The sequence below is a fragment of the Pseudomonas berkeleyensis genome (assembly GCF_014109765.1).
In the GTDB taxonomy this organism is placed as follows: domain Bacteria; phylum Pseudomonadota; class Gammaproteobacteria; order Pseudomonadales; family Pseudomonadaceae; genus Aquipseudomonas; species Aquipseudomonas berkeleyensis.
Map to the genome: position 1 here is coordinate 5,517,155 of NZ_CP059139.1, position 25,349 is coordinate 5,542,503.

24 protein-coding genes are annotated in these 25,349 nt (G+C 65.0%); 13 read left to right on the forward strand and 11 right to left on the reverse strand.

Annotation, left to right across the window (positions count from 1 at the left end; translation table 11 throughout):
• Nucleotides 1-8: 8 nt before the first annotated feature.
• Entirely contained in the window at nt 9-974 is a 966-nt protein-coding gene (locus HS968_RS25650; protein WP_182369350.1) for a CobW family GTP-binding protein, read from the reverse strand.
• A 95-nt stretch (nt 975-1,069) separates the two neighbouring features.
• Here HS968_RS25650 and HS968_RS25655 point away from each other — a divergent pair, with 95 nt between their 5' ends.
• Nucleotides 1,070-1,420, forward strand: a complete 351-nt coding sequence (locus HS968_RS25655) for an NADH:ubiquinone oxidoreductase (RefSeq protein ID WP_182369351.1) — start codon at nt 1,070-1,072, stop codon at nt 1,418-1,420.
• Between the two features lie 316 nt (nt 1,421-1,736).
• Here HS968_RS25655 and HS968_RS25660 read toward each other — a convergent pair whose 3' ends face one another.
• Genes HS968_RS25660 through dksA form a run of 3 tightly spaced genes read right to left on the reverse strand, consistent with a single transcriptional unit; the run spans nt 1,737 to nt 4,026 of the window.
• A complete protein-coding gene (locus HS968_RS25660) occupies nt 1,737-2,381 on the reverse strand; it encodes a DUF1826 domain-containing protein (RefSeq protein WP_182369352.1) in 645 nt (214 codons plus the stop codon).
• The gene (gene zigA, locus HS968_RS25665; protein ID WP_182369353.1) at nt 2,381-3,589 is read right to left on the reverse strand and encodes a zinc metallochaperone GTPase ZigA; all 1,209 of its coding nucleotides are present in this window, start codon (nt 3,587-3,589) and stop codon (nt 2,381-2,383) included. Before zigA ends, HS968_RS25660 begins: the two co-directional genes overlap by 1 nt.
• Before the next feature lie 14 nt (nt 3,590-3,603).
• Nucleotides 3,604-4,026, reverse strand: a complete 423-nt coding sequence (dksA, locus tag HS968_RS25670; protein WP_179623162.1) for an RNA polymerase-binding protein DksA — start codon at nt 4,024-4,026, stop codon at nt 3,604-3,606.
• A gap of 71 nt (nt 4,027-4,097) precedes the next feature.
• Here dksA and folE2 point away from each other — a divergent pair, with 71 nt between their 5' ends.
• The 5 genes from folE2 to HS968_RS25695 are packed head-to-tail and all read left to right on the forward strand — an operon-like array spanning nt 4,098 to nt 7,532.
• On the forward strand, nt 4,098-4,988 hold the full coding sequence (gene folE2 / locus HS968_RS25675; protein ID WP_182369354.1) for a GTP cyclohydrolase FolE2: 891 nt from the start codon (nt 4,098-4,100) through the stop codon (nt 4,986-4,988).
• Nucleotides 4,989-4,991: 3 nt separating this feature from the next.
• A complete protein-coding gene (gene hisI, locus HS968_RS25680) occupies nt 4,992-5,411 on the forward strand; it encodes a phosphoribosyl-AMP cyclohydrolase (RefSeq protein WP_182369355.1) in 420 nt (139 codons plus the stop codon).
• Entirely contained in the window at nt 5,408-5,641 is a 234-nt protein-coding gene (gene yidD / locus HS968_RS25685; RefSeq protein WP_182369357.1) for a membrane protein insertion efficiency factor YidD, read from the forward strand. The genes hisI and yidD overlap by 4 nt, the downstream gene beginning before the upstream one ends.
• Nucleotides 5,638-6,198 carry a gamma carbonic anhydrase family protein gene (locus HS968_RS25690; RefSeq protein ID WP_119694955.1) on the forward strand — a complete coding sequence of 187 codons (561 nt, stop codon included), beginning with the start codon at nt 5,638-5,640 and terminating at the stop codon, nt 6,196-6,198. The genes yidD and HS968_RS25690 overlap by 4 nt, the downstream gene beginning before the upstream one ends.
• A complete protein-coding gene (locus HS968_RS25695; protein WP_182371692.1) occupies nt 6,195-7,532 on the forward strand; it encodes a dihydroorotase in 1,338 nt (445 codons plus the stop codon). The genes HS968_RS25690 and HS968_RS25695 overlap by 4 nt, the downstream gene beginning before the upstream one ends.
• Nucleotides 7,533-7,617: 85 nt before the next feature.
• Here the strand turns inward: HS968_RS25695 and HS968_RS25700 are convergent, their stop codons facing one another.
• The 4 genes from HS968_RS25700 to HS968_RS25715 all read right to left on the reverse strand — a co-directional run bounded on the left by HS968_RS25700 (nt 7,618) and on the right by HS968_RS25715 (nt 12,392).
• Complete coding sequence (locus HS968_RS25700; RefSeq protein WP_182369359.1) at nt 7,618-7,770, reverse strand: hypothetical protein; 153 nt, start codon at nt 7,768-7,770, stop codon at nt 7,618-7,620.
• 74 nt (nt 7,771-7,844) lie between these two features.
• Nucleotides 7,845-9,755 (reverse strand): DUF2207 domain-containing protein, encoded by a 1,911-nt coding sequence (locus HS968_RS25705; RefSeq protein ID WP_182369360.1) that lies wholly within the window; start codon nt 9,753-9,755, stop codon nt 7,845-7,847.
• A gap of 88 nt (nt 9,756-9,843) precedes the next feature.
• A complete protein-coding gene (locus tag HS968_RS25710; RefSeq protein ID WP_238338887.1) occupies nt 9,844-11,823 on the reverse strand; it encodes a DUF2207 domain-containing protein in 1,980 nt (659 codons plus the stop codon).
• A 2-nt stretch (nt 11,824-11,825) separates the two neighbouring features.
• A complete protein-coding gene (locus tag HS968_RS25715) occupies nt 11,826-12,392 on the reverse strand; it encodes a LemA family protein (protein WP_119694958.1) in 567 nt (188 codons plus the stop codon).
• 91 nt (nt 12,393-12,483) lie between these two features.
• Here HS968_RS25715 and HS968_RS25720 point away from each other — a divergent pair, with 91 nt between their 5' ends.
• From HS968_RS25720 to HS968_RS25730, 3 genes are all read left to right on the forward strand, one after another.
• Nucleotides 12,484-14,403 carry a DUF294 nucleotidyltransferase-like domain-containing protein gene (locus tag HS968_RS25720; RefSeq protein WP_182369363.1) on the forward strand — a complete coding sequence of 640 codons (1,920 nt, stop codon included), beginning with the start codon at nt 12,484-12,486 and terminating at the stop codon, nt 14,401-14,403.
• Nucleotides 14,400-15,107, forward strand: a complete 708-nt coding sequence (locus tag HS968_RS25725; protein ID WP_182369365.1) for a 3'-5' exonuclease — start codon at nt 14,400-14,402, stop codon at nt 15,105-15,107. The genes HS968_RS25720 and HS968_RS25725 overlap by 4 nt, the downstream gene beginning before the upstream one ends.
• A gap of 208 nt (nt 15,108-15,315) precedes the next feature.
• On the forward strand, nt 15,316-15,483 hold the full coding sequence (locus HS968_RS25730; protein WP_182371693.1) for a DUF2986 domain-containing protein: 168 nt from the start codon (nt 15,316-15,318) through the stop codon (nt 15,481-15,483).
• Nucleotides 15,484-15,689: 206 nt separating this feature from the next.
• Here the strand turns inward: HS968_RS25730 and HS968_RS25735 are convergent, their stop codons facing one another.
• Nucleotides 15,690-16,610: a LysR family transcriptional regulator gene (locus HS968_RS25735; protein ID WP_182369367.1), complete on the reverse strand. Its 921-nt coding sequence runs from the start codon at nt 16,608-16,610 to the stop codon at nt 15,690-15,692.
• Nucleotides 16,611-16,802: 192 nt separating this feature from the next.
• Here HS968_RS25735 and HS968_RS25740 point away from each other — a divergent pair, with 192 nt between their 5' ends.
• Both HS968_RS25740 and sstT read left to right on the forward strand, forming a co-directional pair.
• Nucleotides 16,803-18,191: an L-serine ammonia-lyase gene (locus tag HS968_RS25740; RefSeq protein ID WP_182369369.1), complete on the forward strand. Its 1,389-nt coding sequence runs from the start codon at nt 16,803-16,805 to the stop codon at nt 18,189-18,191.
• A gap of 344 nt (nt 18,192-18,535) precedes the next feature.
• Nucleotides 18,536-19,807, forward strand: coding sequence for a serine/threonine transporter SstT (gene sstT, locus HS968_RS25745; RefSeq protein ID WP_182369371.1), 1,272 nt, complete (start codon nt 18,536-18,538; stop codon nt 19,805-19,807).
• A gap of 183 nt (nt 19,808-19,990) precedes the next feature.
• On the opposite strand, the gene HS968_RS25750 is transcribed toward sstT, so the two are convergent.
• Nucleotides 19,991-21,652: a BCCT family transporter gene (locus tag HS968_RS25750; RefSeq protein ID WP_182369373.1), complete on the reverse strand. Its 1,662-nt coding sequence runs from the start codon at nt 21,650-21,652 to the stop codon at nt 19,991-19,993.
• 285 nt (nt 21,653-21,937) lie between these two features.
• On the opposite strand from HS968_RS25750, the gene cls reads away from it, so the two are divergent.
• Complete coding sequence (gene cls, locus HS968_RS25755) at nt 21,938-23,383, forward strand: cardiolipin synthase (protein ID WP_119694965.1); 1,446 nt, start codon at nt 21,938-21,940, stop codon at nt 23,381-23,383.
• Between the two features lie 40 nt (nt 23,384-23,423).
• A complete protein-coding gene (locus tag HS968_RS25760; RefSeq protein WP_182369375.1) occupies nt 23,424-24,152 on the forward strand; it encodes a substrate-binding periplasmic protein in 729 nt (242 codons plus the stop codon).
• Here HS968_RS25760 and HS968_RS25765 read toward each other — a convergent pair.
• Nucleotides 24,135-25,346 (reverse strand): PepSY-associated TM helix domain-containing protein, encoded by a 1,212-nt coding sequence (locus tag HS968_RS25765; protein WP_182369377.1) that lies wholly within the window; start codon nt 25,344-25,346, stop codon nt 24,135-24,137. The genes HS968_RS25760 and HS968_RS25765 overlap by 18 nt on opposite strands.
• Nucleotides 25,347-25,349: the final 3 nt, after the last annotated feature.

Below are 25,349 nucleotides of genomic sequence, written 5' to 3' on the forward strand. Positions count from 1 at the left end.
GCGCCCGCCTACAGCCGACAGGCCGCCATATCGGCGCGCAGGGCCGCTTCGTCCTGCGCTGCGGCGAAGATCAGCTCCAGCCGTGAATCCTTGCGCCATTCGCTCGGGCTCCAGGCCTGTAGCGCCTGCCCCTGCAAGGCATTCAGCGAGCGCCAGCCTTCGGCGCCGTGCAGCACGGCCTTGGCCCTGCGCCAATCCATGCGCTGCAGCCACTGGCTGATGAGCGCGAGATCGAAACGCTGGCTCGGGTGCCAGCGCCAGCCAATGCTCCAGCCCTCGGCTTGATCCTGCACCAGGCAGATCGGCTCGGCGGCATTGCGCCAGATCTGCGCCAGACCGGGCGTGGCTGTGGGTAACTCGGCGCTCACGTCGATTGGCGAAGCCTGCGCCGCCAGGCCCGGCAACAGTGCCAGGTCGAGCTGCCCCTGTTCCGTCCAGTGCAGCGGCACGGGGGGCAGATCCTCGGCAATTCGCGCCCGGCTCGCATCGTCCAGCCCTTCACTCTTGTTCAGCAGCAACAGGCCAGCGTCATCCAGCGCCTGACGCTGCACATCAGACAGCGGCTGACCGCTGGCCAACGCGGCAGCATCCAGCACCATCAGCGCCGGCTGCACGGCCAGCACGCCGCGCCAGGGCGGCTGACGCAACTGCTCCAGCAACTGCGCCGGATGGCCCAGGCCGGACGGTTCGATCAGCAGGCGATCCGGTTTGACTTTACGCAACAGACGCCCGAGGCCAACCTGAAACGGCGCACCGTTGACGCAGCACAGGCAACCACCTGCGACCTCGGCCAGGGCGATACCGTCTTCGCCGCGCTCGAGCAGGGCCGCGTCCAGGCCGATCTGGCCGAACTCGTTGATCAGCACCGCCCAGCGCTCGTGCGCCGGTTTCTGCGCCAACAGGTGGCGGATCAGGCTGGTCTTGCCGGCACCCAGCGGGCCGGCGATGAGGTGGGTGGGGATTTGACTGAGCATGGGTTTATGGTCGGTGGTTCGCCAGACAAGTGCCAGCACAGACTGCGATTAAGCAGCATGTTAGATTCGCCGGCAGTTTTTCGGGAGTCGAAACGATGCGTGCATGGCTGTTGCTGTTCTCTCTGCTACCGGGCTTGGCCCTGGCCGAAGCCTGCGTGGTGCATAGCCAGGCCGAACGCCTGGACGTGAAGGTCTGCCAGGAGAATCGCAACATCCCCGCCACGCTGTTCCGCGACGGCTTCTGCCAGCCGCAGCTGCAAGGGCAGACGGTCGAGGTGGAGTTCGTCGAGCAGTGCCCGCAGGGCGCCTACGGCGTCTGCCAGAACGCAAGGGCCGGCAGCGACCTGTACCTGCAGGACATCCACTACTACGGCGCGGCCAGCGACGCGCTGTACCTGGAGCCGGCCTGCACCAGCCAGTATCAGGGCACGTGGATCAAACCCTGAGCCGGGTGATGTAGGGCGGGTGCAACCCGCCATTCCCTGCTTAGCGGGTTGCACCCGTCCCACGCGGAAACGCAACAACCCTGACATCAAAACGTCACCCAATGAGCGCTTAATGGAAACGGGTACCTCACATGACCCGCATGTCGAATCACGCCTCGACATGATCTCTTGGTGCTTAAGGCCGGGGCAGTCGCTCCGGCCTATTTTTTAAGGGCTTGCCGCTATCCGTAGGGTGCGCTGTGCGCACCGCGAATACCGCGGTGTTTGTCGGTGCGCACAGCGCACCCTACGGAGAACCACCAGCCAACGCTCTCGCTCAAGCCAACCAATCCAGGGTCAGCAGCAAGCGTCGCTGTCCGGCCGGCGGCTGCGGCGAGCGGTGGATCAACCCGCGTCCCTCATTGCCGTGCCATTTCTCGCCCTTGGCCAGCGCAACATGGCCGGCCTCCAGGCGCTGGATCAACGCCTCGTCCTGCGGCTCTGCCCCGGGTTGGCCGAACTTGCTGCGCGGCATCACGCCCTCCTCCAGCCAGTCGCTACCCACGCCGGCATAGCTGGTAATCAACCGCAGCGGCACATGGTCGACGTGAAAGCGCGGGCACATGGCCTTGTCCAGCGCACGCAAGCGCAGGCCGATGCGCCGCGCATCGAGCAGGCAGGCATAGGCGCGCACCAGCCAGGCCACGTCGGCGAGAAAGGCCGCCTGGCCCGGCAGGTCGGCGTACTGCGCCACCAGACCGGCAAGATTCGGCTCGCTGTCGGCCTGCGCCAGCTCCAGGGTCATGGACTGCGCCAGCGGCTCGCCCTGGATCAGCAGCGCTTCGGCGAAATCGGCGATCTGCGCCGGCAGGCGACGCTGCCAGACGGCCAGGTTGACGTCGTCGTGCAGCACCTCACCGAGCACCTGGATATCCTCGGCCAGTGCCTGGCGCGGCGGCGCCGGCAGTTTGAGCGCGTACATCAGGCCGCCTCCTGTTGTTGCCAGGGGCCGAAGGGGTCGGGCAGCAGGCGCCAGGCCTCGGGGCCGCCGGCCATTTCCGCGTCGGTCAACAGGCAGTCGTCCAGCTCGCGGGTGAGGCGCTCGAAATCAATGTTCTGGCCGATGAACACCAGCTCCTGGCGGCAGTCGCCGACCTCGGCGCTCCAGTGTTTCATGATCGCCTGCAGACCTTCTTCGTCCTGCGGCCAGTGCTGCTTGGGCACGAAGCGCCACCAGCGCCCAGCCAGGCCGTGGCGCATCAGACCGCCAGCCTGCGACCAGCTGCCGGCTTCCTGGTACTTGCTGGCCAGCCAGAAGAAGCCCTTGGAGCGCAGCAGGCGGCCGTTGTGCCATTCCTGCGAGAGGAAATTGAAGAAACGCTGCGGATGAAACGGCCGGCGCGCGCGGTAGGCGCTGGAGGCAATGCCGTATTCCTCGGTTTCCGGCACGTGCTCGCCGCGCAGTTCCTTGAGCCAGCCCGGCGCCTGCGACGCACGGTCGAAGTCGAAACGGCCGGTGTCGAGGATCTTCTCCAGAGCGATCTGGCCCATGCTCATGGCCTGGATGTCGGCATGGGTGTTGAGCCCACGGAGGATGGCCATCAGCTCTTCGCGCTCGGCCTGGCTGATCAGGTCGATTTTGCTGATGAGGATGACGTCGGCGAATTCCACCTGCTCGATCAGCAGGTCGGTGATCGAGCGCTCGTCCTCCTCACCGAGGGTTTCGCCACGGCTGGCCAGGCTTTCCGCAGCGTGGAAGTCGCGCAGGAAATTCACCCCATCGACCACCGTGACCATGGTGTCGAGCCGCGCCAGGTCGGACAGGCTGCGCCCCTGCTCATCGCGGAAGGTGAAGGTTTCGGCCACCGGTAGCGGCTCGCTAATGCCGGTGGACTCGATCAGCAGGTAGTCGAAACGCCCGTCGCTGGCCAGGCGGGCGACCTCTTCGAGCAGGTCTTCGCGCAGGGTGCAGCAGATGCAGCCGTTGCTCATCTCCACCAGCTTTTCTTCGGCACGGTTGAGGCTGACGTCGCGCTGCACTTCGCTGCCGTCGATGTTGATTTCGCTCATGTCGTTGACGATCACCGCGACCTTCATGCCGTCGCGGTTCTTCAGCACATGGTTGAGCAGGGTGCTCTTGCCGGCGCCGAGAAAGCCGGACAGCACGGTAACGGGTAGACGCGGGTTCATGGGGTGCTCCTCGTTCAGTCACGGTCACGCTGATGTTTTTCGCGCTGCTCCTGACGCTCCTTGGCTTCGATGCACAGGGTCGCGGTCGGGCGCAGCAGCAGGCGCTTGAGGCCGATGGGCTCGCCGGTCTCGGCGCACCAGCCGTATTCGCCACGCGCCAGGCGTTCGAGCGCCTGGTCGATCTTGTCCAGCAGCTTCTTTTCCCGCTCCAGCAGGCGTAGCTGCCATTGCCGCTGTTCCTCGGCGGCGCCGATATCGGCCACGTCGCTGCTGGTATCGGGTTGGCGCAGCTCGGTGAATTCCTCGTCGATGCGCACCTGCAACTCGGCACGCTGGGCCAGCAGCAGCTCACGGAAGAACTGCTGCTGGACATCGTTCATGTAGTCATCGGCTGGCTGGGCCAGCAGCTCGGCTTCGGTGGTCGCGGTCAGGGTCATGGCAAATCGGCTAGCTTGTTTTAATTGTTATAACATAACATTTATTTCTGACAGCTACCCACGGATTTGCGATGAACGACCAGCCCCTGCCGGATATTGCCGCCCAAGCCACCCATCACGACCTGCCGCTGGACTGGGTCGGCATGGCCGGCATCGCCCTGCCCATTCGCCTGGCGGACGCCGCCGTGACAGCCACTGCCGACATCGGCGTGAGCCTCGATGATGCCGGCGCACGCGGTATCCACATGTCGCGCCTGTACCTGGCAGCGCAGCGCCTGGTGCATCAGGAATTGAACGTACCGGCGATGCTGCAGGTGCTGGACGACTGTCTGAGCAGCCACCAGGAACTGTCCGACAGCGCCACCCTGAGCCTGCGCGGCGAGGTACCGCTCAAACGTCCGGCGCTGGTCAGCCCGCTGCACGGCTGGAAGACCTACCCCTTCGAACTGCACGCCAGACAGGACGGTCGTGGCGTGAACATCGAGCTGCAGGTCGAGGTTGCCTACTCGTCCACCTGCCCGTGCTCAGCGGCGTTGGCGCGGCAGTTGATCCAGCAGCGCTTCGCCGAAACCTTCGCGACGCAGCCCATGGACTACCTGGAGGTGCTCGACTGGCTCGGCTCGACCCAGGGCATCGTCGCCACGCCGCACAGCCAGCGCAGCATGGCAACCCTGCGAGTACGCCTGGCGCCAGGCTGCGTCGACCTGCCGCTACTGGCGTTTATCGAGAGCGCCGAGCAGGCCCTCGGTACACCGGTGCAGACGGCAGTGAAGCGCGCCGACGAACAGGCCTTCGCCCTGGCCAACGGACAGAACCTGATGTTCTGCGAGGACGCCGCACGCCGCCTGCACCGCGCCCTGCGCCAGTTACCACAAGCCAGTGCCTTCCGCCTCAAGGTCGTCCATGCGGAGAGCCTGCACGCCCACGACGCGGTGGCGCAAAGCCGCTGGAACTGGAACTGAGCCATGACTGCCGAGGCTTTCTGGTTGCAGCTGGAATCCGCCGAAGCCGGCCACGCCGTGACGATGAGCGAGGCCCTGGACGCCATCGCCTGGAACGACGCCGGGCTGATCCCGGTGATCGCCCAGCGCCACGACAGCGGCGAGGTGCTGATGCTGGCCTGGATGAATCGCAGCGCATTGCAGGAAACCCTGGCCAGCGGTCAGGTCTGCTACTGGTCGCGTTCGCGCCAGCAACTGTGGCGCAAGGGCGAAACCAGCGGCTATCGCCAGCGCCTGCTCAGCGCGCACCTCGATTGCGACGGCGACGCCCTGCTGCTCAAGGTCGAGCAGCTCGGCCCGGCCTGCCACACCGGCCGGCCCAATTGCTTCTACAACGACCTCGGCAGCGAGCAGCTGCGCGTGGCCGTGAGCCACCCGGCATGAAGCGCCTGGCCATCGCCCTGGTGCACGTCTACCAGTACCTGATCAGCCCGCTGCTCGGGCCGCGCTGCCGCTTTCACCCCAGTTGCTCGCACTACGCCGTCGAGGCGCTGAACCAGCACGGCCTGCTGCGCGGCCTGTGGCTGAGCCTACGCCGGTTGCTGCGCTGTCATCCCTGGCATCCGGGCGGCTACGACCCGGTGCCCGACCTCTCGCCCAAGGAGCGACCATGATCCGCAAGAATCCGTCCGGCCACCTGCCGGTCATCGCCGAGTCCGCCTACGTCGACAAGACCGCCATCATCTGCGGCAAGGTGATCATCCACGACAACGTCTTCGTCGGCCCCTATGCGGTGATCCGCGCCGACGAGGTGGACGCGAGCGGCGATATGCAGCCCATCGTCATCGGTGCCAACTCCAACATCCAGGACGGCGTGGTGATCCACTCCAAGTCCGGCGCGGCAGTGACCATCGGCGAGCACAGCTCCATCGCCCACCGCTCGATCATCCACGGCCCGTGCAGCGTCGGTGATCGCGTGTTCATCGGCTTCAACAGCGTGCTGTTCAACTGCGCGGTCGGTGATGGCTGCGTGGTGCGGCACAATGCCGTGGTCGACGGTTGCGACCTGCCGGCGGGCTTCCACGTCACCTCCACCCAGCGCATCGGGCCGAAGACCGACCTGGCCAGCCTGCCGCGCGTCAGCGTCTCGGCCAGCGAGTTCTCCGAAGACGTGGCGCGCACCAACATCGACCTGGTGCGGGGCTACAAAGCCCTGCAGAACGAGTTCTGAGCGTGCTGATCCGTAACGCCCGTCTGGTCAACGAGGGCCGCGTGTTCGAGGCCGACCTGCGTATCCGCCACGGCCGCATCGACGCCATCGCCAGCAGCCTCGCGCACCTGCCCGGCGAGGGCCTGCTCGACGCCGCCGGGCAATACCTGCTGCCGGGCATGATCGATGACCAGGTGCACTTTCGCGACCCCGGCGCGCCGCACAAAGGCAGCTTCGCCACGGAATCGCGGGCGGCGGTGGCCGGCGGTATCACCAGCGTGATGGACATGCCCAACACCCACCCGCCGACCTTGACGCTGGAGGCGCTAGAGGCCAAGGAACATCGCGCCGCCCATTGCTCTCGGGTCAACTACGGCTTTCACTTCGGCGTCAGCCACGACAACCTCGACACCGTCGCTGCGCTCGACCCCAGTCGCGTAGCGGCGGTGAAGGTGTTCATGGGCGCCAGCACCGGCAACATGCTGGTCGACGACCTGCCGGCGCTGGAGCGACTGTTCCGCGACTGCCCGACGGTGCTGCTGACACATTGCGAGCACACCCCGCGCATCCGTGAGCGCGAGGCACAGTGGCAGGCACGCTTCGGCGACGCCATCCCCGCCAGCGAGCACCCGGCGATCCGCGACGCCGAGGCCTGCTACCAGTCCTCCAGCCTGGCGGTGAGCCTGGCACGGCGCTACGGCACGCGCCTGCACGTGCTGCACATCACCAGCGCGCGCGAGCTGGGCCTGTTCCAGCCCGGCGCACTGGCCGGCAAGCCGATCACCGCCGAGGTCTGCGCCCATCATTTGTACTTCGATGACGGCGACTACGCCGCGCTCGGCCACCTGATCAAGTGCAACCCAGCAATCAAGAGCCGCGCCGACCGCAACGCCCTGCGCCAGGCCCTGCTCTGCGGGCGCCTGGACATCATCGGCACCGACCATGCGCCACACACCTGGGACGAAAAGCAGCGCCCCTACCTGCAGGCACCGTCCGGCCTGCCGCTGGTGCAGCACGCCCTGCCGTCACTGCTGGAACTGGTAGCCGACAGCCTGCTGCCGCTGCCCATGCTGGTGGAAAAGACCAGCCACGCCGTGGCCGAGCGTTTCGCCATCGACCAGCGCGGCTACCTGCGCGAAGGCTACTGGGCCGATCTGACCCTGATCGAACGCCTGGCCGAGCCGCGCCCGGTGGCGGCCGACCCGATCCTCGCCCACTGCGGCTGGACGCCGTTCCAGGGCCGCGCCTTCCGCCATGCCGTGCGCAGCACCTTCGTCTCCGGGCAACTGGCCTGGCACGCCGGCCAGGTGCAGGACGATTGCCAGGGGCTACCGCTGCGCTACCGGCGCGGCTGAACGCCGCCATCGAGCATTTGTAGGAGCGGATTCATCCGCGAAATTCGCGGCTAAAGCCGCTCCTACAGGGCGTGCAATCCGCCAATCAATCCGCCATACCAATCGGGTCATTCATGATGGTCAGGTACAGCGGCTGAGTGCTCGCCAAGGCGACGGGCAACCCGGACGGCTGGTTGCGCAGGCTGTCGCGCACCGGACGCGCCAGTTCGCCGCCGCCAGGCGTAGCCGTTATGTCCATTGCGCCTCGCGCACCATGAACGGCTGACAAGACGTGCCGCTGCATTACCAGCCCACTTGAAGTGCGGGATGGCCTTACCAGCCCCCGCCTCCACCGCCGCCGGCACCACCACCCGAGGAGCCGCCACCACGGGAAGCGGATGAGCCGGAACCACCGCCACCAGAGCGGGAAAAGTCATCGGAGGATCTAGGCGCCTGCGGAGGCACGGAGGCGCTCATCAGCATTCGATCCAGGCTCCAGGCAAGGGTTTGCGTCTCGCCGGAGGTCAGTTGATGGGTGAAGCCCTGAGCCTGGTAGGTCACGTCGACGGGCGCCAGTGCGCCCTTCTCCAGTTCTCTGGTAAAGCGCCGAGTCCACTGCGCCTCGACACCAAGCGCCATAGCGTAAGGCAGATGCCGTTCATAGAGCGCGATGCTCATGACCGGTGCGTTGCCAGCGGTCGCCAGCGTCTCGCTCTCGGCCAGGGACAGATAACTGCGATAGCCCTCCAGCTCATCGAGCAAACGCCGACCGGCATTGCTCGGCGCCCGCAGCGTCTTGCGCGCGATCAGCACGACCAGCGTCAGCAGCACGCAACCGAGGACGACACCACCACCCACCTGCCCGCCGACAATCACCAGCATGACCAGAGCGAATATGCTCAGGAACAGGCCGATCGCGACCGCCCCACTCGTCAATGAAAAGAACACGCCGATAACCATTGCCGTGGCAACCAGCATGGTCAGCAACGCATCGGTCTTGGACCCCTCGTAACCATCCAGGCCACTGAAAAACAGGACAGCGCCGGCAATCGACGCGAAGAACGCACCCACCCGCCACTGGCCGGTGTGCGTGTTGAAATTGGCCTGCTCGAATCGTTCAAAAGCCTGGCGCAAACTTGCCAGTGCCTTACCCATACGAGGCTCGTAACGATCCTGCAGGAGCAGCGAATCCTCCCCACGGACGAACAGCGCATCCAGTACCCGCCGTTCCTCTTCGCGCAACTCCTCCTGCGAAACGTCGCCACGCCTCAGAAGCAGACCCTTGCTGTCACGCTCCAGGCGCAACAGGCCGCGGATGGCCAGATCCGTGAACATGATGCTCAGCGCACGCACGCCCTGTTTGTCCATGCCCACGCCGCGCCGCCAGACGTAGCCCGCCATGATCGGGCTGACGCCCTTGCCCAGCTCGAACAGAGGAATGATCAAGCCCTTGGCAGGGCCACGGCCGAGCGTCCACCAGAGCCTGACGTAGAAGAGCACCAGCCCCGCGAATGTCGCCATGAACAGGATCAGCCGACTGTTATCCAGATACAGATCGCGCAGTTGCGCCCACCAGCCGGGCCTGGCCACCAAGCCTGCCTGCCAGGCGACGGCGACGGTAAAGCCTTCCTGCACCCGCAGCTCGCGATTGGTCACCAGGCGCAGGCGATTGCCCTCCTGCTCGATCACCTCGTAATCACCGTCGCGCGAGCCCTTGTAGCCGGTATAACCATGCGCCGCCTGAATCTGCGCGCCCTCCGGCAACACCACTTCGACGCTGACAGCGCGAATCGGCAGTTGCCAATCGTTGCCGGTGACGTTCCAGTAAAGCTCGTCGGCACTGGCGTGATGCAACAGCTGCGCATTCATGCGGTAGGTCAGTTCGTAGACATAAGGCCCTGGCTCGAGCAGGGTATCGGCGCTACCCAGACGCAGGCGAATACCGTGATCCAGCGTCTGCTGCGCAACGTTTTCCGGGCGACCGTCACGCGTGACCGAGATCAGCGTCAGCGGCGTGTTGCGCAACAGGCCCTTGCCCAGGCTATAGCGCGTAGGGATATCACGGAAGATACCGCGGACGATCGCCCTGCCCTCGGCAATGACCGCGATCCGCTCGGTCACCAGAACCTCGCCATTGGGCTCGACCTGCACGCGCACGTCATAGGCCTGAATGGCTTCTTCAGCCTGCACGCCGAAGGCGCAGAAACAACACAGCAATAGCAGGACTCGCAGTCTTCCTGACACGACAATCTCCTTGGCGCGCATACCTGCGCTCGTACGCCTGTACTGCCCTCTCTCGGGCGAATGGAGGCGGCACCCTACCCCAGTCGGCTCAACAGGAAAAGCGAATGACGTGCAACGGCGCGATTGGCACTCGGGCTCTGCCGTCTACCAACCCCCGCCGCCACCACCCCCTCCACCACCGCCGGAGGAGCCGCCACCGGATGATCCCGCCCCCACTCGAAGAACTGCTCGACGGCGGCGTCGATGCCAATGCGGCGACGCTACTGAGGCCAGCGGCCAGCGCACCGCTCAGCGCCTGTGGCGAGCTGTAGCTGCTGCGGCTGTGGTACCAGGTCGGTTGATAGTCGCGCTGCGTCGGGTCGATCAGGCCGCTGGCCAGGGCTTCACTGAAACGCGCGCTCCATTTGTCTTCCACACCGAGTGCCATGGCAAAGGGCAGGTGGCGTTCGTACAGGGCGATGCTCATCGCCGGGGCGTCGGCCGCCAGCGCCAGGGCGTCCTGTTCCGCCAGTTGTAGGTAGTTGCGATAGCCTTCCAGCGCATCGAGCAAACGTCGCCCGTCCAGGGTCGGCGCCGGCATCAGGTAATAGAAAACCACCACCAGCGCGACATACAGCACGATCAACAACAAGGCCGGCAGGGACGCGGCCTCGGCAATCATCAACAGCCCCACCGGCACCGGCCAGACGAACATCAGCGCCACCAGCCCCAGGCTGATCTTCTTGCCAAAGCTGGCTTGGCGCCGAGCCGTATTAATGAACAGCAGCGAAGGCACACCGAACCCCAGGCTGAACACCAGCCCGGCCAGCCCGGTGGCCAAGTCGTCACCATGGGCACTCATCGCCAGCATCACCACACAGGCGAGCACCGCCCAGAGCAAGCCAAAACTCCAGATGCCGCGATTATTGCTGAACCAGGCCTTGCCCTGCTGTTGCAACTGGCTCTCCAGGCGGCTCAGCGCATCGGCCAGGCGTGGCTCGTATTTCTTGCCGATGGAGATCGAGTCGCCGTCCTTGCCAGCCTTGAACAGGCGCTCGCTCAGCTCTCGATCCAGCACGCTCAGCTCGCCTTGAGCTGCGCCAGCGCGTGACAGGATGAATCCGCTGCGCGGCCTGTCCGCGATCTGCAGATGCTTGTGGATGGCCATGTCGGTCAGCCATACACCGAATGCCCGCGCCGCCGGAAAGCCTCCACGCAGCCCGCGATGCCAGAGGTAGCCGGCCTGCACCGCGCTCATGCCCTGCGGGCCCTCGAACAGCGGGATGATCACGCCCTTCTGTGGATCGCGGCCAACACGATTCCAGGCACTCAGATAGAACAGCAGCAGGCCGATCAGCAGCAGCGCGCCGATGCCCACGCCCAGGTTGTCCAGCAGCGCACGCGTGGCGTTGTCCGTGGCGCTTGGCCGCGGCACCAGCCCGGCCTGCCAATCCACGGCTATCGTCAGGCCATGGTGGGCAGGCAGCTCCGCAGTGGTGGCCAGACGCAGGTAATCATCGCCGCGCTCGACTATCTGGAAGTCCTGCCCCTGATCGCCCTGAGCGCCGGTATAAGCGGCCAGTTGGCCGATGTGCGCACCCGCTGGCAGGCGCACGTCGACCGACGCCTGGCGGATCGGAAAAATCCAGCCGTTGCCGGTGACGTTCCAGTACAGCTCGTCGGTGTCGGCGTGATGCAGCAGCGCGCGCCCGACCCGATAGCGCAGCTCGTAGCGATAGCGACCAGTGTCGAGCAGCGTGTCAGCCGAACCCAGGTAGAAGCGCACCCAGGCGCCGTTGCGCTCGCTGTGCACGGCCTCTTCACGACCATCGCGAGTCACGCCCAACAGAGTGATCGGGCTGCTCTGCTCCAGCCCCATCGGCAGCGCGTAGCTGACCGGCAGATCGCGGTAGATGCCGCGACGAATATTGTCGCCTTCGGCACGCACGGTGATGCGCTCGGTCACCAGCAGGTTGCCGTCAGCCTCGACCTGCAGGCTGACGGCAAAGTCCTCGATGGCCTCCTGCGCCAGCGCCAGGCCGGGCAGCAGACAGGCAATCAGCAACAGCCCACGCAACCATCCCTGCATGCTCAGAACTCCATCTTCGGTGATTGGCCGTCACGCGGATCATCCAGCGTGAAGTACTCGGCCTGGGTAAAGGCGAACAGACGCGCGACCAGGTTGCTCGGCACCGACTCCACCCGCACGTTCAGCTCACGCACCGCGCCGTTGTAGTAACGCCGGGCCATCTGGATATGGTTCTCGACCTCGCTGATGTTGCTCTGCAACTCGCGAAACTGGCTGTCGGCCTTGAGATCCGGATAGGCCTCGACCAACGCGAACAGTTGCCGCAACTGGCTGCTCAACTGCGCCTCTACCGGCGCGCGCTGGCCCAGCGGCGAATCGGCCAGTTGCACCGCGCGCATGCGCTCCTGAACCAACGCCTCGAGCGTGCTCTGCTCGTAGCCCATGTACTGCCGCACGCATTCCACCAACGCGGGAATCAGGCTGGAGCGGCGCTTGAGCTGCACGTCGATACCGCTGGCGGCCTCGGCCACGCGGTGACGGTTGAACACCAGTCGGTTGTAGTAGAAAACCGTTGCGCCGCCGAGCACCAGCAGCACACCCACCACCCACCAAAGCCCCGAACCCTGCATAACCTCTCCTTGAGTTGACGACGGCCAGTCGCTTTGCACTGACATCCTGGCAGCCCGTATCCTGTAGTGCCAGCCAGTCAGCGAGGCCCGCATGCAGATCGAGTTGATCGAGATCCGCGACCACCTGAATCGCTTCGCCCCCTTCGACAATCTGCCGGAGCAGACTCTCGACGAGATCGCCCGCCAGGTGCAAGTGGGCTACTTCAAGGCCGGCAGCGAAATCCTCGCCGTCGGTGCGCCGATCCACGAGTTGCACTACGTACGCAGTGGCGCGGTAGAAGTGCACCGGCGCAATGGCGAGCTGCACAACCGCCTCACCGAAGGCGACATCTTCGGCCAGGCCGGCCTGCTGCGTGGCAACAAGGTGCGCCTGGGCGCCACGGCCCTGGAAGATTGCCTGATCTACTTCATCCCCGGTGCCCTGTTCCATCAGCTCTGCGAACAGTTCGACAGCTTTGCCGACTTCGTCGAGGCCGAAGGCCAGTCGCGGCTCAAGTCCGCCCTGGAAGACAGCCACGGCAAGGCCAGCGAGCTGATGAAGATCAAAGTGCGCAAGCTGATCTCACGCAAGCCGGTCAGCGTGCCGCTGGATACACCGATCCAGCAGGTGGCGCAGGTGATGACCGAGCACAGCGTGTCCTCGGTGATCGTCGTCGACCCCGGCACGCAGTGGCCCGACCCGAATCAGGTGCAGGTGGCCGAGCAGCAGAGCCAGGTGATGGCCGGCATCCTCACCGACCGCGACCTGCGCACCCGCGTGGTCGCCGCCGGCCTGCCCAGCGACACTCCGGTCAGTCAGATCATGACGCCCAACCCCATCACCCTGCAGGCCGACGACTCGGTGTTCGAGGCCATGCTGTGCATGTTGCGCAACAACATCCACCACCTGCCGATCCTCCATCGCCGGCGCCCGGTGGGCGTGGTGGCACTGGCCGACATCATTCGCTACGAGTCGCGCAGCAGCCTGTACCTGGTCAACAGCATCTTCAACAAGACCTCGGTGGACGGACTCAAGAGCCTGCTGCCGGACTTGCGCGCCACCTTCGTGCGCATGGTCGCCGACGACGCCAGCGCACACATGGTCGGCAGCGCCATGAGCGGTATCGGCCGCGCCTTCAGCCAGCGCCTGCTGGAACTGGCCGAACAGAAACTCGGCCCACCGCCGGTGCCCTACTGCTTCATGGCCGCCGGCTCCATGGCCCGCGACGAACAACTGCTGCTCACCGACCAGGACAACGCCCTGGTGCTCGACGATAGCTTCGACCCCGACGAGCACGACGCCTACTTCGCCGAACTGGCGCAGTTCGTCAGCGACGGCCTGGCCGCCTGCGGCTACAGCTACTGCAAGGGCGGCATCATGGCCAGCAACCCCAAATGGCGGCAGCCGCTGAAGGTATGGCGGCAGTACTTCAGCGAGTGGATCGAACGGCCCAACCCAGAAACCCTGCTCAACGCCAGCATCTTCTTCGACCTCGACGGCCTTTACGGCGAAACCGAGCTGGTGGAGAACCTCAAGGATCTACTGGCGCAGAAGGCCAGCACCAGCCCGGCCTTCCTTGCCGCGCTGGCGCGCAATGCACTCAACCGCACGCCGCCGCTGGGTTTCTTCCGCACCTTCGTGATGGAAACCGACGGCCGCCACCGCAACATCATCAACCTCAAGGGCCGCGGTACCGCACCGCTCACCGACCTGATCCGCGTGCACGCCCTAGCCTGTGGCTCCAAGGCGCAGAACTCGCTGGATCGCCTCGACGCCATCGCTGCCACCAAGCTGCTGCCCAGGGAGGCGCTGGAGCACCTGCGTTACGCCTTCGAGTTCCTCAGCCTGGTACGCGTCCGCCACCAGGCCCGTGAAGTCGAGGCCGGCAACGCGCCGAGCAACTACATTGAGCCGGAACAGTTCAGCGCCAGCGAACGCCAGCACCTCAAGGAAGCCTTCCAGGTGATCAGCAACGCGCAGAAATTCCTGCGCTTTCGCTACCCGGCGCAACCGGCGAGCCGCCCGCGATGAGCGAGCGCGCCGCCCAGAACTGGCCGCAACTGTTCGCCAGCCTCGCCGAAAGCAGCCGCGACCCGCGCCTGCGGGCCTACTACGGCGCCGGCTGCGTGGCGGCCGATACACCCTTGGCGGAAGTGCCGCTGGTGGCACTGGACGTGGAAACCACCGGCCTCGACCCACGCGAGCACGCCATCGTCAGCCTCGGCCTGGTGCCGCTGAGCCTGCAACGTATCCGCTGCGCCGAGTCGCGCTACTGGGTGGTCAAACCCACCGGCGAGCTGAGCGCCGAATCGGTCACCTTCCACCACATCACCCACAGCGACATCCGCCACGCCCCACGCCTGGCCAGCGTGCTCGAAGAGTTGCTGGAAGCCCTGGCCGGCAAGGTGGTGGTCGTGCACTACCGTAATATCGAACGCAGCTTCCTCGACCAGGCCGTGCGCCAGCACCTGGGCGAAGGGCTGATCTTCCCGATCATCGACACCATGGAACTGGAAGCCCGCCTGCACCCCAAGCGCAGGGTGAGCTGGTGGGATCGCCTGCGCGGCCGCGAACCCACCTCCATCCGCCTGGCCGACAGCCGTTTGCGTTATGGCTTGCCGCTGTACTCGGCACACCATGCCCTGACAGACGCCCTGGCCTGTGGTGAACTGCTGCAGGCGCAGGTCGCGACGCATTACTCAGGGGATACGCCGATCAGCGCTCTCTGGAGCTGACTGCCAGCCCCACCCTGTAGGAGCGGCTTCAGCCGCGAGGCTTTTGGCTTTGATCGCTCCCAAGCTCTGCCTAGTAATGCAGTCCAAGATGCTCTACACCCGTTACGATTCGCGCAGGTTTAGCCCCGCCAAGCACAGCGCAGAGGGGCGCGAGCTACCCACACAACGTGTGGACACCATCGATTTAGCACAACGTAGACACAAGCCCATGAATCGCCGCAAAAAGATCAAGCAACTACTCGAAGCCCACGCCAAGAAGGCCAACGCCAAACTCGCGCCTAAAAGCAATAAACCCAAGTACATCAGCAAAGCTGACAGGGCGAAGCTGGAGGCAGAAGCGGCTCAAGAGTCCGTCACGGCCATGCCTGTAGAGTAGAACTCAGAAGGCAAGCTTGATGGTTGATTGATCGTTCCCACGCTCTGCGTTCATTACAACCCTTCCAGGCACGACGCGGAGCAGCGCAAGCTCTCGGTGTCCACGCAACGCGTGAGTACCAGCAAAAGCACCCTCTCCCATGAATGGGAGAGGGGAGCAAAAGCTTCGCGGCTGAAGCCGCTCCTACGCCACTCTTATAGCCGCTCCTACACGTTGCTTTGCGGTTGGCCGAGGACTTTATCGGCGGTGTACACCGCCTCGTCGAGGAATACATTCACCGCCGGGTGATCGCGTTCGCCCTTGCGGTAGGCGAGGAAGACGCCGCGCTGGATACCCGGCAGCAGGCGGACGGCGGTGACGCCATGCAATGGGTGCACCAGGCGCAAGCCGGAGACGACGGAGATGGAGTTGCCCGAGGCGACCATCGCCGCGACCATCTCGAAACCGGCGCAGTGGGCGTTGATCCTTGGCGCGTAGCCCGAGCGGCGGCACAGGTTGGTGATGAACTCACCAAACGAGCTGCTGGTGGAGTCCAGTGCCCAGGCCTCGTCGCGCAGGTCGGCGATGGTCAGGCCGTCGCGTGCCGCCAGCGGGTGGTCGGTGGGCAGCAGCACGTGCAACAGATCCTGGGTCAGCGGGATCTGTGCGTAGTTCTCGTGCTTCTCGTTCAACTCCACGGCCAGGTCGTCGATCACCGCCACGTCGATCTGCCAGGCGGCCAGGGCGCCCAGGCTTTCCTGCGGCTCCAGCTCCACCACCACCACTTCCAGCCGTGGATAGGCCGCACGCAGAGCGCGCACGGTTTCCGCCACCACGGCCACGGCAATCGAGGGAAACGCCGCGACGCGCAGTTCACCGGCAATCTCGCTGCGCAGCTGCGCCAGTTCCGAGCGCGCTTCGTCGAGCACCATCAGGATACGTTCGACGTGTCCCACAAGGCGCTCGCCCGCCGGGGTCAGCACCACACCACGGCCACGTCGTTCGATCAGCGCCACGTCGGCTTCGCGTTCGAGCTGGGCGACCTGCTGTGAAACCGCAGAAGGCGTGAGGTGCAGCGACTCGGCAGTGGCCGCCATGGTGCCGCAGCGGGCCAGTTCACGCAGGGTGCGAAGGCGGGTGATGTCCATGAGGAAATCTCAATAGGTAAGTAATGCTAATGAATACGTTAAAAATAAATCAGTATACATAACGATAAAGCCGTTCTTAGATAGGGTTATCCACACGTGCGTGCCGGGCACGTGGTTCACCCACATAAGGGTTCTCTGAAACGCGCGTAGTCGCCAGGTTTCAGAAGCGCCCATAAAAGAAGAACTCTCGCCATGGCTATCAGCGTTTTCGACCTGTTCAAGGTAGGCATAGGCCCTTCCAGCTCCCATACCGTCGGCCCGATGCGTGCCGCCGTGCTGTTCACCAATGCCCTGGAAAACCACGGCTACATGCCGCAGGTGACCCGTGTAGCCGCCGAGCTGTATGGCTCGCTGGGCGCAACCGGCAAGGGTCACGGCAGCGACAAGGCGGTGCTGCTCGGCCTCAGCGGCTATGAGCCGGACACCGTCGATGTCGACCAGGTACCTGGCTATATCGAGGCCATCCGTCGCGACAAACGCATCGTCCTGGCCGGCAAGCATGCCGTCACCTTCGACGAAAAAGCCGACCTGAAAATGTTCCGCAAGGCGCTGCCGCTGCACGCCAACGGCCTGCGCTTCGCCGCCTTCGATGCCGCGGGTATCCAGGTGCACGAGGCCACCTACTACTCGGTGGGCGGCGGTTTCGTGGTCAGCGAGGCAATTCTCGCCGACGGCTCCAAACATAAGGTCATCGCCCCGGACGCCACCAGCCTGCCGCTGCCGTTTCGCAGCGGTGCCGATCTGCTGCGCCTGAGCCGCGAACATGGCATCGGCATCGCCGAGATCATGCGTCGCAACGAGCGCCACTGGCGTACCGATGACGAAACCGATGCCGGTCTGCTGGAAATCTGGAAGGTGATGCAAGCCTGCGTCGACCGTGGCTGCCGCACCGAGGGCATCCTGCCCGGCGGCTTCAAGGTGCGTCGCCGCGCGGCGATCCTGGCGCGCAAGCTGGGCGGCTTCCAGCGCAGCTCCCTGGAAGATCCGCTGCGCATGCTCGACTGGGTCAACCTCTGGGCCCTGGCGGTCAACGAAGAGAACGCCGCCGGTGGCCGCGTGGTCACCGCGCCGACCAACGGCGCCGCCGGCATCATCCCGGCAGTGCTGCACTACTACGCCAACGCCATTTCCGGCGCCAGTGAGCGTGGTGTCATCGACTTCCTGCTGACCGCTGGTGCGATCGGCATCCTGTACAAGGAAAACGCCTCGATCAGCGGCGCCGAAGTGGGCTGCCAGGGCGAGGTCGGCGTGGCCTGTTCGATGGCGGCCGGCGCGCTGTGCGCGGTGCTCGGCGGAACCCCGGAACAGGTCGAGAACGCCGCCGAGATCGGCATGGAACACCACCTGGGCCTGACCTGCGATCCGGTCGGCGGACTGGTGCAGATCCCCTGCATCGAGCGCAACGCCATCGCCTCGGTCAAGGCCATCAACGCCGCGCGCATGGCGCTGTACGGCGACGGCTCGCACTACGTGAGCCTGGACAAGGTGATTAAGACCATGCGCGAAACCGGCGCCGACATGCTGACCAAATACAAGGAAACCGCCCGTGGCGGCCTGGCGGTAAATATCGTCGAGTGCTGATCACGCCGGAGGGCGCGGGTGGGAAGCGCGTCAGTCGTTGCTGAAGCGCTTCAACTCCAAGCCCGCGCGGCAGGCGGTGCGCACGGCCTAGGAGGTCCTGCGACACCCTACGGATTCACCTGCACGACCCAGCTTCACCGGCCACAAGCCAAAAAACCGTAAAAACAAGAATAAGCGAGCCCCTGCCATGACCCTCGAACCTACATAAGTCACCACGCTTTTCCTCTCATCCCTATAATCACGCCCCCGCCATGCAGCGACCCCGTTCTGCGCGCACCTTCCTGCGCGGCAGCGGGAGCGTTTTTGCCAGGCGCCAAGAATCGAATACGGAAAGCGTAAGACTCATGAATGCCCTCAAACTTCTAGCTGCCTATTACTCCAACGCCAGCCTGGTGCTGCGCATTTTCATCGGCCTGGTACTCGGCACCCTGCTGGCCTGGATCGCACCTGCCGCAGCGCTCAAGGTCGGCCTGTTCGGCGAGCTGTTCATCCTCGCCCTGAAGGCCGTGGCGCCGATCCTGGTGCTGGTGCTGGTAACCGCCTCGCTGGCATCGCGCCAGAGCAATCAACCCACCCATATCCGCCCGGTGCTGATGATGTACCTGATCAGCACCTTCAGCGCCGCAGCGCTGGCGGTATGCGCCAGCTTCCTGTTCCCGACCTTGCTGACTCTGGATGTCAGCAGCGCCGAGGGTAACCCGCCCGGCAGCATCATCGAGGTGCTGCACAACCTGCTGACCAGCATCTTCGTCGGCCCGGTGCAGGCACTGAACACCTCCAACTACATCGCCATCCTGGCCTGGGCCGTGCTGCTGGGCGTGTTCCTGCGCCATGCCGCACCGAGCACCCGCACCATGCTGACCGACGTCTCCAATGCCTTCACCAAGGCCGTGCAGTTCGTCATCAACCTGGCGCCCATCGGTATCTTCGGCCTGGTCGCCAGCACCCTGGCAGATTCCGGTTTCGAAGCGTTAATCACCTACGCTCGCCTGCTGATCGTGATGGTGAGCTGCATGTTGATCGTGACCTTCGTGATCAACCCGCTGATCGCCTACATCAAGATGCGTCGCAACCCCTATCCGCTGCTGATGACCGTTCTGCGCGAGAGCGCGGTGACCGCCTTCTTCACCCGTAGCTCGGCGGCCAACATCCCGGTCAACCTGCGTCTGTGCGAGAAGCTCAAGCTGGATCGCGACACCTACTCGATCACCATCCCGCTGGGCGCCACCATCAACATGGCCGGTGCGGCCGTGACCATCTCCGTGATGGCGCTGGCTGCGACCCACACCCTGGGCATTCCGGTGGATCTGCCGACCGCGCTGCTGCTGTGCGTGGTGTCCTCGCTGGCCGCTGCTGGCGTATCCGGTGTGGCCGGTGGCTCGCTGCTGCTGATTCCGATGGCGACCAGCCTGTTCGGCATCGATGCCGAGATCGCCATGCAGGTGGTCAGCATCGGCTTCGTCATCAGCGTGGTGCAGGACTCCTTCGAGACCGCGCTGAACTCGCACACCGACGTGGTTTTCACTGCGGCCGTGTCCTACGCCAACCAGGCGCAGGAAGCAGGCAGTGCAGTGCCGGCACAGAGCAATGCTGCGCAGGCTGACGTCAGCGCCTGATGCATCTGTTGCACTCATGAGAAAGCGCGCCTCAGGGCGCGCTTTTTCGTTTCAGGGCGACTACACAGCTGTCTGGTGGGCTGAAGCCCACCCTACCCGCTGAGGCTGGCCATACCCAGGCCAGGCGGCGCCCCATAAAGAACGCGCCCGAAGGCGCGTTCTTTTGCGGCATGAGCCAAGCGGCTAGCGTGGCTCGCTCATCAGCCCGCGTACCACCGAGATACAACCCACCAGCAGCACCAGGGCGAACGGCAGGCCGGTGGACACGGCCATCGCCTGCAACGCCACCAGACCGCCGCCGAGCAACAGGGCGATGGCGATCACCCCTTCAATGCTGGCCCAGAACACCCGCTGAACCACGGGCGCGTTGACCTTGCCACCGGCGGTGATGGTGTCGATCACCAGCGAACCGGAGTCCGACGAGGTGATGAAGAACAGGATCACCAGAACCACGGCGAGGAACGACATGATGCCGCTCAGCGGCAGCTCGGCAAGCAGGGCGAACAGTTTCAGCTCCAGCGCCGCATCGGCGACCTCACCCAAGCCTGCGCCGATCTGGGTGAAAGCGCTGCCACCGAAGGTGGTCATCCACAGCACCGACACCAGCGACGGTACCAGCAGCACCGCGATAAGGAACTCACGCACGCTACGACCACGGCTGATGCGAGCGATGAACATACCCACGAACGGCGACCAGCTGATCCACCAGGCCCAGTAGAAGGCCGTCCAGCCCTGGGTGAAGTTGACGTCTTCACGCCCGACCGGGTTGGACAACGCCGGCAGGTGCGTCAGGTAGGCACCGAGGTTCTCGAAGAAACCAAGGGCGATGGCCAGTGTCGGCCCGGTGACGACGACGAAAGCGAGCAACAGGAAGGCCAGGAAGATGTTGATCTCGGAAAGCCGGCGTACGCCTTTCTCCAGCCCGGAAACCACCGACCACAGCGCCACCAGGGTAATGGCGATGATCAGCAATACCTTGCTGGCGTTGGTAGCCTCGATGCCGAACAGGTGCTCGATACCACCGGCAGCCTGCTCCGCGCCGATACCCAGTGAGGTGACCAGACCGAACAGGGTGGCGAACACCGCGAGGATGTCGATCACATGGCCCGGCCACCCCCACACGCGCTCACCGAGAACCGGGTAGAAGATCGAGCGGATCGCCAGTGGCAAGCCCTTGTTGAAGGAGAAGATCGCCAGCGCCAGGGCGACGATGGCGTAGATCGCCCAGGGGTGCAGGCCCCAGTGGAAGATGGTCGCGGCCATGGCCAGACGCTGCGCCTCGGCAGCATCGCCGGCGGCACCACCAAGGGGTGCCCAGTCGGTGCGCACGCCGTTCTCCACGGTCACGCCACCGAGGGCAGCGGTGTAATGCGACACCGGCTCAGCCACGCCGTAGAACATCAGGCCGATGCCCATGCCGGCGGCGAACAGCATGGCGAACCAGGTCAGGTAGGAAAAGTCCGGCGTCGCGTCCCTGCCGCCGATACGCACCCGGCCCAGCGGCGAGACGATCAGACCAAGACAGAGCAGCACGAAGATGTTGGCAACGCCGAGGAAGAACCACGCCATATGGTGCGTGAGCCAGTCACGCAATGCGGTGAACAGAGGCTCGACTTCGGTCTGCAGCGCGAGGGTGAGGATGACGAAGATGACCGCGACCAGCGCGGAGATGGTGAAAACTTTGCCGTGGATGTCGAGGGCGAAGACGAACTGCCCTTTGATGTTGTCCTGGCCGATGACGTAGTCGGTGTCGATCAGATTGGCTTCACCGGACGGTGCTGGAATGCCGTCTGCGGCTTCCACAGGGGATGGCGGGGTCGTGTCATGCGAAGGGACGTTTCCCATACGTGGCGTGCTCCTTGATGCGTTTTTTACTCGCTAGACGAGCGTGAACAGGACGGATGCCCTCCTCCAATTAAAGACGACCCACAAACGGGTCGAACCGGGGAGGGTAACACATGAATTCCGCTCACTCAGATCTCAAGACACGTGAAGCACCCGAATAATTCCCCAGGGCATGGCAATTTGCCCGCCACTGCCATTCCCTGGGTAGCCGTGGCAGGATGGTCGGCGAACACCGCGCAAAGCCCGTGGTCAGCTGCACACAGCCCATGCGAAGGACGCCCCTGCATGCCTGCGGATTTCGGCATTCCCCACCTGTTCGCCTACCTGATCGCCACCATTCACGCGCTCGGCACGCTTGCGGCCATCCATGCCGTGCTCACCGTGCGTACCGCCCAGGGCGCGCTGGCCTGGGGCCTGTCGCTGTTCTTCATGCCGTACCTGACCCTGCTGCCGTACCTGATCTTCGGCCGCAGCCGCTTCGACGCCTACGTGAAGGCGCGCCGCGAAGCGGACAAGGAGATGCACCACGCCATGGCCGCACAGGACTGGCGCCCCTGGGTCGAAGAGGCCAAGGCCGCGCACCTGTCACCAGCCTATGATCGCCTGCGCGCCCTGCCCCGGCTGTCGCACCTGCCCGGCCTGACCGGTAACCGCGCCGAGTTGCTGATCGATGGCGAGGCCACCTTCGCCGCCCTCTTCGAAGCCCTGTCCAGCGCCCAGCAGGTGATCCTGCTGCAGTTCTTCATCATCCGCGATGACAGCCTCGGCCGGCGCCTGCACGACATCCTGCTGGAGCGCGCGGCCGCCGGGGTGAAGGTGCATGTGCTGTACGACGGCGTCGGCAGCCACTCGCTGTCCAGCGCCTTCATCGACCGCCTGCGCCGTGGCGGCGTACAGGTGCACGCCTTCCCTACCCGTTCCGGGCTGTTCAACCGCTTCCAGCTGAATTTCCGCAACCACCGCAAGATCGTCGTGGTCGACGGCGAGATCGGCTTTCTCGGCGGCCTCAACGTCGGCATCGAATACCTCGGCCAGAAACCGCCGCTCTCGCCCTGGCGCGACACCCACGTGGAGGTACGCGGGCCGGTGGTGGCCAGCCTGCAGGAGGCGTTCGCCGAAGACTGGTACTGGGCCTGCCAGCAGTTGCCGCCGCTCTTGATGCCGAGCAAGCAGGACGAGCCCGGCCTGCTCTGCCAGGTGATCGCCAGCGGCCCGGCCGACCCGCAGGAAACCTGCTCGCTGCTGTTCGTCGAGGCGATTCATGCGGCGCGCGAACGGGTCTGGCTGAGCAGCCCGTACTTCGTGCCCGACGAGGCGCTGTTCGCCGCGCTACGCCTGGCGGTGATGCGCGGCGTCGACGTACGCCTGCTGCTGCCGGCGCGCCCGGATCATCGCATCGTCTACGCCGCTTCCAGCCTGTATGCCTTCGAGGCGTTGCGTGCCGGAGTGCGGGTATTCCGCTACCAACCCGGCTTCCTGCACCAGAAGGCCTTGCTGATCGACCACGACGCCTGCGTGCTGGGCAGCGCCAACCTGGACAATCGCTCGTTCCGCTTGAATTTCGAGGTCAGCCTGCTGACCTTCGACGAAGGCTTCAACGCCAAGGTCGCCGACATGCTGGAAGAGGACTTCAGCCGCTCGCGCGAACTGGTCAATGCCGACCGGCGCAACGTGCATCGCCTGCAGCAACTGGGCATGCGCGTGGCGCGACTGATCTCACCCATCCTCTGAGCTATGGTTAAGGGGCCGCTCCGTAGTCGGTCGCACCTTCATGAAAAGATTGTTCATCCTGCTCTGTCTCAGCCTGTACGCCTGGCCCGTCCTGGCGCAGGAGGAGCTTCGCGTCGGCGTCGAGTTGCAGCCCTATCAGCCGTATTCCGACGTGCAGAACGGCGAGTACCGCGGCTACGCACGCGATCTGCTGGATGCCTTCGCCGAGGAGTACGGCTACCACTTCGTCTACACGCCGCTGCCGGTGCGACGGCTGCTCAGTGATTTTCTCTCCGGCCGGGTCGATCTCAAGTTTCCCGATCACCCGCAATGGAACGCGAACCAGAAAGCCGGCCATGACATTCACTACAGCCAGCCGGCCGCGCCCTACATCGACGGCATTCTGCTTAAACCGAACTACCTGGGGTTGGGCAAGGGGCACATCCGCCTGCTCGGTACGCAGAACGGCTTCACCCCCTGGCCCTACCTGGCGGACGTTCGCTCCGGGCGCATCCGGCTGATCCAGGCCAACCAGATCGACTCGCTGTTGCGCATGGCCGTCAGTGACCGCGTCGATGCCGTCTACCTCAACCCGCAGGTGGTCGCCCATCAACTGCGCAAGATGCGCCTGCCGGCCGATATCCTGGTCTTCGATCCCGAGCTGGATCACGTGCGCGATCACTATTACCTGTCGAGCATCAACCACCCGCAGGTGATCGCGGCCTTCGACCGCTTTCTCCAGGAGCGCGCCGAACTGGTCGCGGCGCTGCGCCTACGCCATGGCCTGTGACGCAGCGCGGCTGCGCTGATCGGCCAGCACACGCGAGCGCCGCTTCTTCGCCCAGATCACCAGCCCGGTCAATGACAGCCCCGCCACCACCAGCCCCAGCAACGACACCAGGATGCGCCCTGGCAGACCGATGATGCGCCCGGAGTGCAGCGGGAACTGCGCCTGCAGGAAGATATCGCCGGCGCTGCCGGTGCCCGGCACGTGCGCGCCGGCCAGTTCGCCGCTGCGGCTGTCGACGTAGATCCACGGGTTGCCCAGGCCGGCACTGCCATGATCATCGCCCGGCGCATAGAAGCCGACGCCATAGACACCGAATTCGGCCGAGTGGAACAACCCACCGGGCGGCGCCTGCCAGCCAAGACGCCGGGCTTCGGCCGAGGCGACGGCGATGGCCTGGCGCCGGTCGAGTTGCGGCACGATCTGCTCGTCCAGAGTCACCGGCGTGCGGCTGGCGAAGGGGCTCGGCGTCAGCGGCGAGAACAGCTCCACCAGCGGGCGAACCACCTGGCGTTCGAGGTTCATCGATACCGAGGTGACAGCGAGGATCAGCAGCAACAGCCAGACCCAGACGCCGCCCGAGCGATGCAGATCGAAGTTCAGCTTGTAGCCACCCTGGCGCCAGCGAAAGGCGAACGACTTGCGCCAGCTGCGCAGGTTGGGGAACGACAGCCACAGCGCCACCAAGCAATCCAGGCACCAGACAAGGGCGACGATGCCGAAGAACAGCACGCCCAGCTCGATGCCGAAACCCTCGGGGATATGCAGGCTGTAATGCAGCTTGTAGAGAAACGGCAGCAGGTTCTCCCGGCTCAGGGAAATCGCGCCCCACTCACGCTGCCCCTGAATATCGCCGGTTACCGGATCGACCCCGAGTTGGTTGAAGCCCAGCTTGTACGCCTTGCCCGTCGCAGGATCGATACGCGGGTCGACGAAGATCCCCAGCGCATGGCCCGGCTCCAGCGCCAGCGGCATGAAGCTCACCTGCAGGCGCGGGTCGCGTGCCTCCAGCGCATCGACCAATTGCAGCGGATCCTGGGCCGGGCCGGCGCTCTGCGCGTCGAACAAGTGTGGATTGAGCCACTCGTCCAGTTCGTGATCCCAGGAAATGACGGCGCCGGTCAAACCGGCGGTAAACAGGAACAGGGCGATGAACAGGCCGCACCAGCGGTGCAGCAATACCAGAATCGGACGCATGAG

Bases quoted from the DNA above. Each gene is read 5' to 3' on its own strand.
- HS968_RS25650 (WP_182369350.1), bottom strand. From the start codon at position 974: ATGCTCAGTCAAATCCCCACCCACCTCATCGCCGGCCCGCTGGGTGCC.
- HS968_RS25655 (WP_182369351.1), top strand. From the start codon at position 1,070: ATGCGTGCATGGCTGTTGCTGTTCTCTCTGCTACCGGGCTTGGCCCTG.
- HS968_RS25660 (WP_182369352.1), bottom strand. From the start codon at position 2,381: ATGTACGCGCTCAAACTGCCGGCGCCGCCGCGCCAGGCACTGGCCGAG.
- zigA (WP_182369353.1), bottom strand. From the start codon at position 3,589: ATGAACCCGCGTCTACCCGTTACCGTGCTGTCCGGCTTTCTCGGCGCC.
- dksA (WP_179623162.1), bottom strand. From the start codon at position 4,026: ATGACCCTGACCGCGACCACCGAAGCCGAGCTGCTGGCCCAGCCAGCC.
- folE2 (WP_182369354.1), top strand. From the start codon at position 4,098: ATGAACGACCAGCCCCTGCCGGATATTGCCGCCCAAGCCACCCATCAC.
- hisI (WP_182369355.1), top strand. From the start codon at position 4,992: ATGACTGCCGAGGCTTTCTGGTTGCAGCTGGAATCCGCCGAAGCCGGC.
- yidD (WP_182369357.1), top strand. From the start codon at position 5,408: ATGAAGCGCCTGGCCATCGCCCTGGTGCACGTCTACCAGTACCTGATC.
- HS968_RS25690 (WP_119694955.1), top strand. From the start codon at position 5,638: ATGATCCGCAAGAATCCGTCCGGCCACCTGCCGGTCATCGCCGAGTCC.
- HS968_RS25700 (WP_182369359.1), bottom strand. From the start codon at position 7,770: ATGGACATAACGGCTACGCCTGGCGGCGGCGAACTGGCGCGTCCGGTG.
- HS968_RS25710 (WP_238338887.1), bottom strand. From the start codon at position 11,823: ATGCAGGGATGGTTGCGTGGGCTGTTGCTGATTGCCTGTCTGCTGCCC.
- HS968_RS25715 (WP_119694958.1), bottom strand. From the start codon at position 12,392: ATGCAGGGTTCGGGGCTTTGGTGGGTGGTGGGTGTGCTGCTGGTGCTC.
- HS968_RS25720 (WP_182369363.1), top strand. From the start codon at position 12,484: ATGCAGATCGAGTTGATCGAGATCCGCGACCACCTGAATCGCTTCGCC.
- HS968_RS25725 (WP_182369365.1), top strand. From the start codon at position 14,400: ATGAGCGAGCGCGCCGCCCAGAACTGGCCGCAACTGTTCGCCAGCCTC.
- HS968_RS25730 (WP_182371693.1), top strand. From the start codon at position 15,316: ATGAATCGCCGCAAAAAGATCAAGCAACTACTCGAAGCCCACGCCAAG.
- HS968_RS25735 (WP_182369367.1), bottom strand. From the start codon at position 16,610: ATGGACATCACCCGCCTTCGCACCCTGCGTGAACTGGCCCGCTGCGGC.
- HS968_RS25740 (WP_182369369.1), top strand. From the start codon at position 16,803: ATGGCTATCAGCGTTTTCGACCTGTTCAAGGTAGGCATAGGCCCTTCC.
- sstT (WP_182369371.1), top strand. From the start codon at position 18,536: ATGAATGCCCTCAAACTTCTAGCTGCCTATTACTCCAACGCCAGCCTG.
- HS968_RS25750 (WP_182369373.1), bottom strand. From the start codon at position 21,652: ATGGGAAACGTCCCTTCGCATGACACGACCCCGCCATCCCCTGTGGAA.
- cls (WP_119694965.1), top strand. From the start codon at position 21,938: ATGCCTGCGGATTTCGGCATTCCCCACCTGTTCGCCTACCTGATCGCC.
- HS968_RS25760 (WP_182369375.1), top strand. From the start codon at position 23,424: ATGAAAAGATTGTTCATCCTGCTCTGTCTCAGCCTGTACGCCTGGCCC.
- HS968_RS25765 (WP_182369377.1), bottom strand. From the start codon at position 25,346: ATGCGTCCGATTCTGGTATTGCTGCACCGCTGGTGCGGCCTGTTCATC.